The sequence below is a fragment of the Rhizobium sp. BK456 genome (genome assembly GCF_014194045.1).
Taxonomy (GTDB): domain Bacteria; phylum Pseudomonadota; class Alphaproteobacteria; order Rhizobiales; family Rhizobiaceae; genus Rhizobium; species Rhizobium redzepovicii.
The window spans coordinates 144,739-158,637 of sequence record NZ_JACIAO010000013.1; the positions used below are offsets into that span (position 1 = coordinate 144,739).

Below are 13,899 nucleotides of genomic sequence, written 5' to 3' on the forward strand. Positions count from 1 at the left end.
ATAGGAGTGGCGCCCGCGGCACGCGGGAAGTCTTGGTGGGCCGGATTCACAGCCTCGTATCCGGCTGACGCAGTGGATCATCGGCTGGCGGACACTTAGGAGGGTCCGGTGATGTGGCGATTGCCCGTCGAAGCTCCGTTCGAACAGGATGTAGAGCTCGCCGTCATCGACGACGAAGGCGTCCACGCCCTGGTTTTTCCCTGCCAGCGTCGCCCCGATGGCTGGATCAACGCCGTAACCGGCGAAGCGCTCGACATTCATCCTACCCACTGGCGCCTATGGCAAATCCATCGATGCGATGTTTCGGGTCTCCAATGAACCCAGAGCCTCCGCCGGTGAAGGGGCTGCAACATAATGTGCCACGGATTGTCTGCGATCAATGACACGAGTGAGGGGGCCGAAATAATCTGGTTTTCGAAGAACGGGCGGCGCGGCCGCGGTCCGGAAGACCGGAAGGAGGACCAGATGCGTGGTTTCGGGGTTCACTCGGAGGTCGGGAAATTAAGAACCGTCATGGTGTGCGGACCGTCTCTGGCTCATCAGCGCCTGACGCCTGCCAACTGCCATGATCTGCTTTTCGACGATGTCCTGTGGGTGCATGAGGCTCAGAAAGATCACTTTGATTTCGTGCTGAAGATGCAGGAACGGGGCGTTGAAGTTCTTGAGCTCCACGACCTGCTTGGCCAGACGCTTACCAACAAGCAGGCGCGCGATTTCGTATTGGACCGCCGCATCACCCCGAATGTGCTCGGCTCGCAGATCGCCGAAGCGATGCGGCCATGGCTTGACGAAATGCCGCCAGCGCAGCTCGCCGCATTCATGATCGGCGGCATCGCCATCTCCGATCTGCCCGAGGTCAAGGCGAAGTCGCTGATGCTCAGCGCCCTGCCGGAGACGGATTTCGTCATCCCGCCGATCCCGAATACGCTGTTTCAGCGCGATCCGTCCTGCTGGATCTACGGCGGCGTGACCTGCAACCCGATGTTCTGGCCGGCACGACGCGCCGAAACGCTGATCCAGCGTGCGATCTACAAGTTTCATCCGATCTTCCTCGGCGGCGGATTCCAGATCTGGTGGGGCGATTCGGACCAGCCGTTCGCCAATGCCTCGATGGAGGGTGGCGACGTCATGCCGATCGGCAACGGCACCGTGCTGATCGGCATGGGCGAGCGTACGACCTACCAAGCCGTCGGCCAGGTGGCGCAGGCCCTGTTCCGCAACAAAGCGGCAAAGAGGGTGATCGGCTGCCTAATGCCGAAAAGCCGGGCGGCAATGCACCTCGACACGGTTTTCAGCTTTTGCGATCGCGATGTCGTCACGCTGTTTGCCGAGGTCGTCGATCAGGTCCGCTGCTACAGCATGCACCCGAAGGACGACGACGGCACATTCGAGATTCACCCTGAAAATCGGCCGATGCTCGATGTCGTCGCCGAGGCGCTCGACCTGCCGCGATTGCGCACCGTCGAAACCGGCGGCAACTCCTACCAGGCCGAGCGCGAACAATGGGACGACGGCAACAACGTCGTCGCGCTCGAGCCTGGTGTCGTCGTCGCCTACGACCGCAACACTTACACGAATACGCTTCTGCGCAAGGCGGGGATCGAGGTCATCACCATTCGCGGCTCCGAACTCGGCCGCGGCCGTGGTGGTGGGCACTGTATGACGTGTCCCATCTGGCGCGACCCCGCTTACTGACGTTTCACACCCACGAACCAGACCGACGGAGCAAGACAATGAGCTTTAATCTGCGCAATCGCTCGCTTCTGACCGTGCAGGACTATACGCCGCGCGAATTCCGGTACCTCCTAGATCTCGCCCGAGATCTCAAGCGTGCCAAATATGCGCGCACCGAACAACAGCACCTCAAGGGCAAGGAGATCTGCCTCATCTTCGAGAAGACCTCGACGCGCACAAGATGCGCCTTCGAGGTCGCGTGCTCGGATCAAGGCGCCAACGTGACCTATCTCGATCCGTCCGGCTCGCAAATCGGCCACAAAGAATCTTTCAAGGACACGGCGCGCGTCCTTGGCCGCATGTATGACGCAATTGAATATCGCGGCTCTGCCCAGCAGGGCGTCGAGACGCTTGCGCGCTATGCCGGCGTGCCGGTCTATAACGGCCTGACTGACGAATATCATCCGACGCAGATGATCGCCGACGTGATGACGATGCGCGAGCACAGCGACAAGCCGATCGCCGACATCAAATATGCCTATGTGGGCGACACACGTTCGAACATGGGCCACTCGCTTCTTATCATTGGGTGCTTGCTCGGCATGGATGTGCGCATTTGCGGACCCAAGTCGCTTTGGCCTTCCGATGAGTACATGATCATCGCCAAGGAGCTGCAGCAGAGGTCCGGGGCGCGCCTGCTGGTCACGGATGATCCCAACGAGGCAGTGCGGGGCGTCGACTTCGTTCACACCGACGTCTGGGTCTCCATGGGTGAACCGAAGGAGGTCTGGCGCGAACGCATCAAGCTGCTCACGCCCTATCAGGTCAACGAAGCCTTGATGAAGGCAACCGGAAATCGTCAAGCCAAATTCATGCATTGCCTGCCGGCCTTTCACGACACCGAGACCGTATTGGGCAAGCAGATCGCCGAAGATTACGGCATGAGCAACGGCCTTGAGGTCACCGACGACGTCTTCGAATCCGAGGCCAATGTCGCCTTCGAGCAGGCGGAAAATCGCCTGCATACGATCAAGGCCCTTCTTGTCGCTACATTGGGAGACTAGGGATGCGTATCGTTATAGCGTTAGGTGGCAATGCGCTTCTTCGGCGTGGGGAACCGATGACAGCCGACGCCCAGAGGCGGAATGCCCGCATCGCCGCTCAGGCGATTGCGCCGTTGGCGGCAGAGCACCAGATCGTCATAACACATGGCAACGGACCGCAGGTCGGGTTGCTTGCACTTCAGGGGGCGGCCTACAAGCCCGAGGAAGCCTATCCGCTCGATGTTCTCGGCGCCGAGACCGAAGGCATGATAGGTTACATGCTGGAGCAGGAGCTCGGCAATCTCCTGCCGTTCGAACAACCTCTGGCAACGCTTCTCACCATGGTGGAGGTCGATGCCGCCGATCCCGGTTTTGAGAATCCCACCAAATTCGTGGGTCCGGTCTACGAACAGGTCGAGGCGGACCGGATCCGTACCGAAAAGGGCTGGGTCTTCAAACAGGATGGCGAGAAGTGGCGGCGTGTGGTTGCCTCCCCGGCGCCGAAGCGCATCTTTGAGATTCGTCCGGTCCGCTGGCTTTTGGAGCAGAGTACGATCGTGATCTGCGCAGGCGGCGGCGGCATTCCGACGATGTACGAAAAGGGCGCCGAGCGAAAGCTGACCGGTGTCGAGGCGGTCATCGACAAGGACCTCTGCTCCGAACTCCTGGCCCGCGAGCTTTATGCCGATCTGCTGGTGATGGCAACCGACGCCGACGCAGTCTGCATCGACTGGGGCAAGCCGTCCCAGAAGGCGATCCATTTGGCTCGTCCTGATGACCTCAACCAGTTCTCCTTTCCTGCCGGCTCGATGGGCCCGAAGGTGGAAGCGGCCTGCCATTTCGCGCGTTCAAGCGGGAAGACGGCCGCTATCGGTTCGCTCGCCGATATTGCCGGGATGGTGCGCGCTGAGCGCGGGACAATTATTCATGACGGCTTTGCCCGCCTAACTTGGCACTGACCTTTCGATGCGGTTTATCCAGAGACGGCAGGGTGCGTGACAGCACCCGATGCCGTCCCTTTGTCTGTCGCTTCACTGGCATTGCGCCTCTGCCAGACATAGACGGGGATGCCGAGCATCAGGAGCACGAGGCCATAAAGTACCGGTTCGGCGCCGGATCCATACAGGGTGAAGATCGCAAAGACAAAGGCGATAAGTTCGATCGTGCTTACCTTTGGCATTCGCCCTCGCGTCGCGCCAGCAACCAGAGTTCCAGCAAGCGCACAAAAAGCGTAGGGTACGACGGCGGCCATCGTGCTCAGCCCGACCATCAATCGATAGACTGCGGCAAAACCATCTGAACCAAGCGCCTGGACGAGCACCAGGATTGTTGCGAACGCGGCTGAGATGATCATGCCCCATGCCGGAACGCCGCGCTTCGAGAGTCGGGCAAAAAGCGGTGGGAACAGTCCGTCGCGGGCGGCTGCCATCGGCACCTGCCCCATCAGCAAGGTCCAACCATTGAGCGCACCGATCGAGGAGACTAGGACCGCGATCGAGATCACCAATTCGCCGGGACGCCCCCACATGATGCCCGCGGCTTGAGAGAAGGGCGCGACCGAATGGATAAGCTGCTCGCGCGGCACGAGGCCCATCACAACGACTGTGCCAAGCACGTAAAGGGCCGCAGCGATCGAGATGCCGATTACGGTTGACCGCGGAATGGTTCGTTCGGCGTTCTCGACATCGCCTGCCGGTACCGTCGCCGATTCAAGCCCCAGATAGGCAAACATGGTCAGCGGCGCCAGCGTCGCAAACGACTGCAACAGAGGCTGGCCGCTCGGGTTGAAATCGGAAAAATTCGAAGTGTCGATGAAGAGCAGGCCGATGATGGCGACGGCTCCGAAGGGGATGAGCTTGGCATAGGTCGTCACCTGCGCGAACAGACCTGCCGCATGGACGCCGCGAAGATTGACGAGCACGATCGCCCAGATAACGCCGAGCGTCAGCACGGTCGCCGTGAAGCGGTTGCCGAGGGCCGGGAAGAGGTCGATCATCACGCCGGTAAAGGCGATCGCGATCACGGGAAGCGACGTCCAGATGGAAATCCAATATCCCCAGGCAATCAGAAAGCCGGCGAAATCGCCATAGGCGATCTTCGTATAGGCATAGGGTCCGCCGACGGCGGGCACCAGGCTTGCCAGCCGCGCGAAGGTCAGGCCGAGGCAGATTGCCCCCGCACCCATGAGAATCCAGACAATGATCGCGAGATTGCCATAGGGCGCGACCGCAGCCGGCGAAAGATAAAAGCCCGACCCCACCATATTTCCGACCACGATGGCGGTGCAGGCACCAAGTCCAAGACTCTTGCCGTTTGGCGACGTTGTCATGGTCCACTCCCTAGAGACGCCCTTTGTGAAGCCTAATTCAAATTGGACACCCGTTCCCAGACGCAATCTTCCTCCCAAAGAACGGACGCCGCAATCCGGTTCAATGCGTAGTCGGTGGGGGTCGTTCGAGCATCACGGTCAGGCCCGCGCGAGCAGGGGGATGCCGTTCTTTGAACAGCGTTGATCGTACGCAATGCCTGGCGCGGGTACATGCGCTATCCTGGGCAAGCAAACAACATTTCGATCTCGGGAGTTAGTGCGATGAAGATGGCCATGATCATTGGACTTGCCGTAGTGACTGCCGCCGCCGGAATTGCGCCGGTCGAGGCCCAGCAAACTAGGCGCGAATATCGCAGAATGAACTGGAGCGAGAATCTGCCTGAGGCGGTGCGAACCTATCACGACAGAAGATTCACGATCGTCAGCTATAGGACGGCCGATTTTTCCGAGACCGGCTCACACCCGACGCAGGGAAGCGAAGAGCATGTCAAAGCCATTCGAGATGCAATTCGCGCGAACAAATGGCTTACGGCCCAGCTCAAGACAAAGAAGCTCACCGCGAGCGATATCGAATGGGTTTCGCGAGCACGCAACGGCAATATGACATTCTATACAAAATGACCGCTATCTGAGCCGACCAGATCTATAAGCTGAGGCAGGCCGCGAGGCCGCCTCCACTGATAGGACAGTCGCCAGGCTGCCGTGGGCGACTGCGACTGGCAAGAGATGAAGGCAGACCCACCTGTTCACATCTCGTTTCACCTTCACGATCAGCATAAAACAGTTGCAATGAAGGCTGTCGAAGGCACGGCAATGATGTTAGGCGAGCGGGGATTTCTCAGGATCTCAATCGCAGCGACGGTGGTGGTCGCTACGCTGGGCGTGGTTTTCGGCATTCTTTCCGGATCGTTCTCCATCGCCTTCGACGGCGTTTATGCGCTGGCCGATGCGGCGATGACCGGGTTGGCGCTCTGGGTTTCCTCTCTGATCATACAATCAACGCAGAGCGACGCCCAATCGGGCAGAATCCGAAACCGTTTTACCATGGGCTTCTGGCACCTGGAGCCGATCGTGCTGATGCTCAACGGCTGCCTGCTGATGACAGTCGCCGTCTATGCGCTCATCAGCGCGATCATTAGCATCCTGAACGGCGGCCATGAATTGCAATTCGGCATGGCGATCGCTTATTCAGCGGCCACCCTGTTAGTCTGCGCCGTCATGGCTTTCCTCGGCATCAAGCTGAATGCCCGGGTCAAATCCGATTTCATCTCGCTCGACATCACGGCCTGGATCATGTCCGGCGGCATCGCGCTTGCCCTGCTAATTGCATTTCTGATGGGCATGGCCGTGCAGCCGACGCCGATCGCGTGGGTTGCCAGCTATGTGGACCCCGCCGTTCTGGCGCTGGTCTGCCTGGTCATGATCCCACTTCCGATCGGTACCGTCTGGAAGGCAATGACCGAAATCCTGCTGATAGCGCCCGTCGATCTCCAGGAGCATGTCGATCACGTCGCCACGGAAACCGTTCGTCGCCTCGGTTTTCTCTCTCATCGCGCCTATGTCGCCCGGATAGGCAGGGCGACGCAGATCGAGCTCTATTTCATCGTGCCCGAAGGACTACCTCCGAAGACCGTGGAGGAATGGGACGCACTCAGGGATGAGATAGGCGATGCAATCGGAGATGAGAGCGCCAATCGCTGGCTGACGATCGCCTTTACGGCCGATTCGGAATGGGCCGACTAATTCCGCGTCGGCCTTCACACAAAAATCGAAATGCTTTTGCCTCGCGTTGATTGCAATCAACGACGGAGCATTTTCCGTCCTGTACGATCCCGTCACCTGAGATGCGCGTCGCTGTAGAGCGATCGCGGCTTCTGACCCTCGGTTTCTGGAGGAACGCATGGAATTCCAGATGTCATTTCCGATAGCGGTTATCGACGAGGATTTTGATAGCAAAAGCGCTGCCGGCCGCGGCATGCGCGATCTCGCGGCTGCGATCGAGAAGGAGGGCTTCCGGATCGTTTCCGGCGTTTCCTACGAGGATGCGCGGCGCCTCGTGCATATCTTCAACACCGAATCCTGCTGGCTGGTGTCCGTCGACGGAAGCGAAGACAAGACCACGCGCTGGCAGGTTCTGGGAGAGGTCCTGGCCGCAAAGCGGCAGAGGAACGACCGCCTGCCAATTTTCCTGTTCGGCGACGAAACCACCGCCGAAGACGTTCCCGCCACGGTACTGCGCCACGCCAACGCTTTCTTCCGGCTGTTCGAGGATACGGCGGAATTCATGGCGCGCGCCATTGCGCAGGCCGCTCGCAACTATCTCGACCGGCTACCGCCGCCGATGTTCAAGGCGCTCATGGACTACACGCTTGAGGGCGCCTATTCCTGGCACACTCCCGGCCACGGCGGCGGTGTCGCTTTCCGCAAGAGCCCGGTCGGCCAGCTTTTCTATACGTTCTTCGGCGAAAACACGCTGCGGTCCGATATCTCCGTATCGGTCGCCAGCGTCGGTTCGCTGTTGGATCATGTCGGACCGATCGCCGAGGGCGAACGCAACGCGGCCCGCATCTTCGGCACCGACGAGACGCTGTTTGTCGTCGGCGGCACGTCGACGGCCAACAAGATCGTTTGGCACGGCATGGTCGGACGCGGCGATCTCGTGCTTTGTGACCGCAACTGCCACAAGTCCATCCTGCACTCGCTGATCATGACGGGCGCCACCCCGATCTATCTCATCCCCTCTCGCAATGGGCTCGGCATCATCGGTCCGATCTCGAAGGATCAGTTCACGCAAGAGGCGATCACCCGCAAGATTGCCGCAAGCCCCTTTGCGGGGCAGACCAGTGGCAAGGTCCGGCTGATGGTCATCACGAATTCGACCTACGACGGGCTTTGCTACAATGTCGATGCGATCAAGGCGTCGCTCGGCGACGCGGTCGAGGTGCTGCATTTCGACGAGGCCTGGTATGCCTACGCCAACTTTCACGAATTTTATGATGGCTTCCACGGCATCTCGTCGAACCAGCCGACCCGATCGCAAAACGCCATCACCTTTGCCACGCACTCGACGCACAAGCTGCTTGCCGCGCTTTCACAGGCATCGATGATTCACATCCAGCATGCCGAGACCAAGCGGCTCGACATCACACGCTTCAACGAAGCCTTCATGATGCACACTTCGACCTCGCCGCAATACGGCATCATCGCCTCCTGCGACGTCGCGGCTGCGATGATGGAACAACCCGCCGGGCGAGCGTTGGTGCAGGAGACGATAGATGAGGCGATCAGCTTCCGCCGGGCGATGAACAGCGTGAAAAAACAAATCGAGGGCAGCTGGTGGTTCGACGTCTGGGAGCCGACGGTTGCCGAGCAGACGCCGAGCGACACCCATGCCGACTGGGTGCTGAAGCCGGGCGATGCCTGGCATGGTTTCGCCGGCCTTGCCGAAAATCATGTCATGGTCGATCCCATCAAGGTCACCATCCTATCGCCGGGCCTCTCTGCAAGCGGAGCGATGGACGAGCACGGGATACCGGCGGCCGTTATCACGAAGTTCCTCTCTTCCCGGCGCATCGAAATCGAGAAGACCGGCCTCTATTCCTTCCTTGTTCTCTTCTCAATGGGCATTACCCGCGGCAAGTGGAGCACGCTCGTCACCGAGCTCATCAATTTCAAGGACCTCTATGACGCCAATGCGCCGCTGACGCGGGCGCTGCCGGCGCTCGCCGCAGCCCATCCGGAAGCCTATGCCGGCGTGGGATTGAGAGATCTCTGCGAAAAGATCCATGCGATCTACCGCAAGGACGACGTGCCGAAAGCCCAGCGCGAGATGTACACGGTGCTGCCCGAGATGGCGCTGCGTCCCGCCGATGCCTATGACCGGCTGGTCAAGGGCAAGATCGAGAGCATCGAGATCGACGATCTGATGAACCGCATCCTCGCCGTGATGATCGTTCCCTATCCGCCGGGCATCCCGCTGATCATGCCTGGCGAGAGGATCACGCAATCGACGAAGTCCATCCAGGACTACCTGCTTTACGCCCGAGACTTCGACCGCAAATTCCCCGGTTTCGAAACGGATATTCACGGCCTTCGCTTCGCGTCCGGTGACGGCGGACGCCGCTACCTTGTCGATTGCATTGCAGGGGAGGAGCAGGAATGATCCCGCGTGATGTGAAGTCTCCGACGGTCGCCATACCCTTCCACAAGTTGCTGAAGATCGTGGCGATCATCGATCGCGGCAATTCTCAGGCTCAGGAACTGGTCTCACAGATCGTCGACCAGGGCTTCGAGGTGGAACTGCGTGGCGATTATTCAGCCGATGTCTCAGAGGATGCCGATGTTGGCGCCTATATCGGCTCGGTGGAAGGCGGCCAGCTGTCGGCGGCTCGCAGCTTCCTTCGCGCGGTGAGGGATATCGGCTTCCGTACACCGATCTGGGCAATGGCCGATACGTTGACCATCAAGGATATGGACGTCGTCGAAATGGCCGGCGAGGTCGACGGCTTCGTTTACCTCGGCCAGCAGACGCCGACCTTCTACGCCAAGCAGATCGTCTCCAGCGCGGTCAATTACGGCAAGTCGCTGCTGCCGCCGTTCTTCGGCGGCATGATGGCGTATGACGGCGAGGCGAATATCGCCTTCGACTGCCCCGGGCATCAGGGCGGCCAGTTCTATCGGAAGTCGCCAGCCGGACAGCTGTTCTTCAAATATTTCGGCGAGAGCATTTTCCGTAACGACCTTTGCAACGCGGATGTCGATCTCGGTGACCTCCTGATCCATGAAGGTCCAGCCGTCGAAGCCCAGAAACAGGCAGCTCGCATCTTCGGTGCGGACCGCACCTATTTCATTCTCAACGGAACAAGTACCTCCAACAAGGTGGTTGCCAATGCGGTGCTGCGCAGCGGCGATCTCGTGCTCTTCGATCGCAACAACCATAAATCCCTGCATCAGGGCGCTCTTGTTCAAGCCGGCGCCATTCCGATCTATCTGCCAACGGCCCGCAATTCTTTCGGCATGATCGGCGCGGTGGACTGGGCGGCATGGGAGGAAAGCTGGCTGCGGCGAAAGATCGAGGAACATCCGCTCGTTTCCGACAAGAACCGTGCGAAGGCAGACCGGCCCTTCCGCCTCGCCTGCATCCAGCTCGCAACCTATGACGGAACGATTTATAATGTCAGCCAAGTCATGGAGAAGATCGGCCATCTCTGCGACTACGTGCTCTGGGACGAGGCCTGGATCGGCTATAATGCCTTCCACCCGCTCTTCGAGGGCCACAGCCCGATGCGTCTCAAGGACCTTGGGGCCGACATGCCGGGATTGTTTTCAACCCAGTCGGTGCACAAGCAGGGTGCCGGCTTTTCACAGGCGTCGCAGATCCATAAGCGCGACGAACATATCAGCGGCCAACGCCGGTTCGTCGAACACAAGCGCTTTAATGAATCGCTGCTGATGCATGTGTCGACCTCTCCATTCTATCCGCTCTTCGCCTCGCTTGACGTCAATGCCAAGGTCCATGAAGGCAAGGCGGGCGAAATGCTTTGGGATCGTTGTATCGAACTCGGGATCGAGGTTCGCAAGAAGCTGCGCGGCTTCGTGAAGCATTACGAAACAAAGGGTGCAAATCCCGAAGAGCAGTGGTTCTTTGATCCCTTCGTGCCGGACAAGATCTCGGTGTCCGGTTCAAAGCATTCGAGTGACCGCGCTGAGACACGCTGGGAAGATATCCCCACCGATGTGCTCAAGCGCGAGCAGCAGTGCTGGAGGTTCGGCCCGGAGGCAAAATGGCATGGCTACGCCGGCTATGCGCCCGGCTACACCATGGTCGATCCGAACAAGCTCACGCTGCTGACGCCGGGCATCGACCGGGAGACCGGCGAATATCGCGAGTTCGGAATTCCGGCGACCGTGGTCGCCAACTATCTGCGCGAGCAGCGGGTCGTGCCGGAGAAGTGCGATCTCAACAGCCTGCTTTTCCTGCTTACGCCGGCAGAGGATGAGAGCAAGCTGAATACGCTGGTGGCCAAGCTGGTGAAGTTCAAGAACCTCTGGGATCGCGACGCGCCTCTGCAGGAGGTTCTGCCGACGGTGTTTGCGGCCAATCGCGAGCGTTATGCGGGCTACACGGTTCGGCAGGTCTGCAGGGAGATGCATTCGTTCTATCGCGATGCCGGCGTCAAGGACCTGCAGCGCCTGTGTTTCCGTTCAGAAAGTTTTCCGGAACCGGCAATTGCGCCGAAACAGGCCTATGAAGCGCTGGTGGCCAACAATGTCGACTACGTGCCGCTCGTTGAAGCCGCTAGCCGGATCTCGGCGACGCTGGCATTGATCTATCCCCCCGGCATCGGAGTGATCGTGCCGGGAGAGCGGTGGGATGAAAGGGCGCGGCCGATGCGCGATTATTTCCTGGCTTTCGAAGAATCTTTCAATCGCTTCCCGGGCTTCAACTACGAAGTCCAGGGTGTGTTCCAGGAACGGATCGATGGGCGGATCAAGTTCTATACGTACGTCGTGCGCGAGCAAGGGGACGGGAGGATCTCATCATGACCGACAACACAATGCATCTTGCGGGCGAGGCCACGGCCAAGAAAAAGATGAACCTGGTGCAACTCACCTTCATCGTCGCGGTCAATATGATGGGTTCAGGCATCATCATGCTGCCTGCCAACATGGCGCAAGTGGGTGCGATCTCGCTTCTCTCCTGGCTTGTGACCGCCATCGGCTCGATGGCGATTGCCTACGGGTTCGCTCAGGCAGGGATCTTCAACCAGCGGCCGGGGGGCATGTCGGCCTATGCGGAGGATGCCTATGGCAAGGACGGCTTTTTCCTGGTGTTCTTTCTGTATTTTCTGTCGCTCGCCATCGGCAATGTCGCGATCGGCATCTCTGCGGTGGGCTACCTCGCGGGCTTCTTTCCCGTTTTGACCTCGACGCCGATCATGACATGTCTGGCGCTCATCGTTCTTCTCTGGCTGACGACTGCGGCAAATTTCGGCGGGCCCCGAATCACCGGGCGTATCGGCTCGATCACGGTTTGGGGTGTAATCATTCCAGTGGGTTTGCTCTCGATCATCGGGTGGCTGTGGTTCAGTTCAAGCACTTTCGCCGCCGCCTGGAATCCGAAGGGACTGACGCTCGGCCAAGGAATGGGATCGAGTATTTCCCTGACGCTCTGGGCCTTTCTCGGGATGGAGTCGGCGGCGCAGAATTCGGATGCCGTTGAGAACCCGAAGCGCGACGTGCCGCTTGCCTGCATGTTCGGCACACTTGGCGCTGCGGTCATCTATATCCTGTCGACGACGGTCATTCAGGGCATCGTACCGAATGCAGAACTTGCAGCTTCGACCGGACCCTTCGCGCTGGCCTATGCCACTATGTTCAATCCGACGATCGGCTCGATCATCATGGCGCTTGCAGTGCTTGCCTGCCTTGGTTCGCTCCTGGGCTGGCAGTTCACGATCGCGCAGACTGCGCGCACCGCCGCGGAGGGCCGAATGTTCCCTGTCATATTCTCCCACGTTAACGAGATGGGTGCGCCGGTAAAGGGGATGATCATTCTCGGTGTCGTGCAAACATGTCTTGCTCTCATGACAATTTCTCCGACACTCAGCGAGCAGTTTTCCGCTCTGGTCAATCTCGCGGTGGTAACCAACGTCCTGCCTTACATCATCGCACTCTCGGCGCTGTTCGTCATCATGAAGGCGGCGCGTGTGCCGCCTGCGAAATACCGGCTTAATGCCGTCATCTGCATGATCGGCATGCTTTACAGCGTCTTTGCAATTTATGCTTCCGGCAAGGATGCCGTGTTGGGCGGAATGCTCGTGACCGGCATCAGCTTCATCATCTACGGCCTGATCGCACCGCGCTTCGCCGTCGGCGTGAACCGTGTGCCGGCCGAGTAGCGGGGGAGGAGAAACCATGTCTATCAAAGGTCGCTGGATCGCAACGGGCACCGTCATTGCCATCGCGGCGCTTTCGTCAATAGGTTTAGCCCCAGCCGACGCACAGACGCTGGATCGTGTCCGCGCCAGCAGTTCGTTAAAACTGGGCTACGAGCCCGACGCCCGACCGTTTTCGTTCAAGACCGACAGTGGAGCGCCCGACGGGTATGCGGTCGCGCTTTGCAACAAGGTTGCAGACAACGTGAAAGCCGAACTGAACCTGTCGAGGCTCAATGTGGAGTGGGTATCCCTGAGCGCCGACGCGCGGGAGACTGCTGTTGCAGATGGCGTCGTGGATCTCGTCTGCGGTGCGGAGCCGGTCACACTCAGCCGCAGGCAAAAGGTCTCGTTCTCCATCCCGATCTTTCCGAGCGGCACCGGGGCCGTTGTCAGCGCCAGCGCGCCTTTGGCTCTACGGGAGGTGTTGGAGTATGGCGAACCGACGAACAGGCCTGTATGGCGAGGCTCGCCTGCGCGCACAATACTCGAGCACAAGACATTCTCGTCTGTAACGGGCACGACAAGCGAGCGGTGGCTGTCGGACAGGATCAAGACCTTCCAGCTCGCCGCGACGGCGGCATCCGTCGACAACTTCCAGCAGGGCATCGAGCGCGTTCTGGACCGTCGATCAGCTGTCCTTTTTGGAGACATGCCGCTTCTGATGGACGCTGCGGCGCGCAGCGATAATTCTGGCGATCTGGTTATTTTAAAACGTCATTTCACCTACGAGCCGCTTGGTCTTGAACTCGCGCGAACGGACGAGGACTTCCGGCTGACAGTTGATCGAGCGTTGAGCCAAGCCTATGCGGCCAAGGATTTCCGCACGTTGTTTACAACCTGGTTTGGTCCGCCGGATGAGTCGACAGTCAACTTCTTCCAGCAGACTGCTTTGCCCGAATAACACCACCCAAAG

General features: G+C 59.5%; 11 protein-coding genes. 10 read left to right on the top strand and 1 reads right to left on the bottom strand.

Features of this window, described 5'->3' with window-relative positions; genetic code table 11:
- Positions 1-111 precede the first annotated feature (111 nt).
- The 4 genes from FHX03_RS29330 (at position 112) to arcC (ending at position 3,676) form a co-directional block, all read left to right on the top strand.
- A complete protein-coding gene (locus FHX03_RS29330) occupies positions 112-318 on the top strand; it encodes a hypothetical protein (protein WP_097628423.1) in 207 nt (68 codons plus the stop codon).
- A 147-nt stretch (positions 319-465) separates the two neighbouring features.
- Complete coding sequence (gene arcA, locus FHX03_RS29335) at positions 466-1,695, top strand: arginine deiminase (RefSeq protein ID WP_183781770.1); 1,230 nt, start codon at positions 466-468, stop codon at positions 1,693-1,695.
- Between the two features lie 38 nt (positions 1,696-1,733).
- A complete protein-coding gene (locus tag FHX03_RS29340; RefSeq protein WP_097628425.1) occupies positions 1,734-2,738 on the top strand; it encodes an ornithine carbamoyltransferase in 1,005 nt (334 codons plus the stop codon).
- 2 nt (positions 2,739-2,740) lie between these two features.
- A complete protein-coding gene (gene arcC, locus FHX03_RS29345; protein ID WP_097628426.1) occupies positions 2,741-3,676 on the top strand; it encodes a carbamate kinase in 936 nt (311 codons plus the stop codon).
- A 14-nt stretch (positions 3,677-3,690) separates the two neighbouring features.
- Here the strand turns inward: arcC and FHX03_RS29350 are convergent, their stop codons facing one another.
- Positions 3,691-5,046 (bottom strand): amino acid permease, encoded by a 1,356-nt coding sequence (locus FHX03_RS29350; RefSeq protein ID WP_183781773.1) that lies wholly within the window; start codon positions 5,044-5,046, stop codon positions 3,691-3,693.
- Positions 5,047-5,307: 261 nt separating this feature from the next.
- Here FHX03_RS29350 and FHX03_RS29355 point away from each other — a divergent pair, with 261 nt between their 5' ends.
- From FHX03_RS29355 to FHX03_RS29380, 6 genes are all read left to right on the top strand, one after another.
- On the top strand, positions 5,308-5,667 hold the full coding sequence (locus FHX03_RS29355) for a hypothetical protein (protein ID WP_239619949.1): 360 nt from the start codon (positions 5,308-5,310) through the stop codon (positions 5,665-5,667).
- A 195-nt stretch (positions 5,668-5,862) separates the two neighbouring features.
- Positions 5,863-6,789 (top strand): cation diffusion facilitator family transporter, encoded by a 927-nt coding sequence (locus FHX03_RS29360; protein WP_183856700.1) that lies wholly within the window; start codon positions 5,863-5,865, stop codon positions 6,787-6,789.
- Positions 6,790-6,946: 157 nt separating this feature from the next.
- Positions 6,947-9,208 carry an Orn/Lys/Arg decarboxylase N-terminal domain-containing protein gene (locus tag FHX03_RS29365; protein ID WP_097628428.1) on the top strand — a complete coding sequence of 754 codons (2,262 nt, stop codon included), beginning with the start codon at positions 6,947-6,949 and terminating at the stop codon, positions 9,206-9,208.
- Positions 9,205-11,592 carry an ornithine decarboxylase gene (gene speC / locus FHX03_RS29370; RefSeq protein ID WP_183856650.1) on the top strand — a complete coding sequence of 796 codons (2,388 nt, stop codon included), beginning with the start codon at positions 9,205-9,207 and terminating at the stop codon, positions 11,590-11,592. The genes FHX03_RS29365 and speC overlap by 4 nt, the downstream gene beginning before the upstream one ends.
- Complete coding sequence (gene potE / locus FHX03_RS29375; protein WP_097628430.1) at positions 11,589-12,947, top strand: putrescine-ornithine antiporter; 1,359 nt, start codon at positions 11,589-11,591, stop codon at positions 12,945-12,947. Before speC ends, potE begins: the two co-directional genes overlap by 4 nt.
- Positions 12,948-12,963: 16 nt before the next feature.
- Positions 12,964-13,887 (top strand): amino acid ABC transporter substrate-binding protein, encoded by a 924-nt coding sequence (locus FHX03_RS29380; RefSeq protein WP_097628431.1) that lies wholly within the window; start codon positions 12,964-12,966, stop codon positions 13,885-13,887.
- Positions 13,888-13,899: the final 12 nt, after the last annotated feature.

What these genes read in the sequence shown, in the direction of transcription:
- FHX03_RS29330 (WP_097628423.1), top strand. Translation starts at nt 112, where the DNA reads ATGTGGCGATTGCCCGTCGAAGCTCCGTTCGAACAGGATGTAGAGCTC.
- arcA (WP_183781770.1), top strand. Translation starts at nt 466, where the DNA reads ATGCGTGGTTTCGGGGTTCACTCGGAGGTCGGGAAATTAAGAACCGTC.
- FHX03_RS29340 (WP_097628425.1), top strand. Translation starts at nt 1,734, where the DNA reads ATGAGCTTTAATCTGCGCAATCGCTCGCTTCTGACCGTGCAGGACTAT.
- arcC (WP_097628426.1), top strand. Translation starts at nt 2,741, where the DNA reads ATGCGTATCGTTATAGCGTTAGGTGGCAATGCGCTTCTTCGGCGTGGG.
- FHX03_RS29350 (WP_183781773.1), bottom strand. Translation starts at nt 5,046, where the DNA reads ATGACAACGTCGCCAAACGGCAAGAGTCTTGGACTTGGTGCCTGCACC.
- FHX03_RS29355 (WP_239619949.1), top strand. Translation starts at nt 5,308, where the DNA reads ATGAAGATGGCCATGATCATTGGACTTGCCGTAGTGACTGCCGCCGCC.
- FHX03_RS29360 (WP_183856700.1), top strand. Translation starts at nt 5,863, where the DNA reads ATGTTAGGCGAGCGGGGATTTCTCAGGATCTCAATCGCAGCGACGGTG.
- FHX03_RS29365 (WP_097628428.1), top strand. Translation starts at nt 6,947, where the DNA reads ATGGAATTCCAGATGTCATTTCCGATAGCGGTTATCGACGAGGATTTT.
- speC (WP_183856650.1), top strand. Translation starts at nt 9,205, where the DNA reads ATGATCCCGCGTGATGTGAAGTCTCCGACGGTCGCCATACCCTTCCAC.
- potE (WP_097628430.1), top strand. Translation starts at nt 11,589, where the DNA reads ATGACCGACAACACAATGCATCTTGCGGGCGAGGCCACGGCCAAGAAA.
- FHX03_RS29380 (WP_097628431.1), top strand. Translation starts at nt 12,964, where the DNA reads ATGTCTATCAAAGGTCGCTGGATCGCAACGGGCACCGTCATTGCCATC.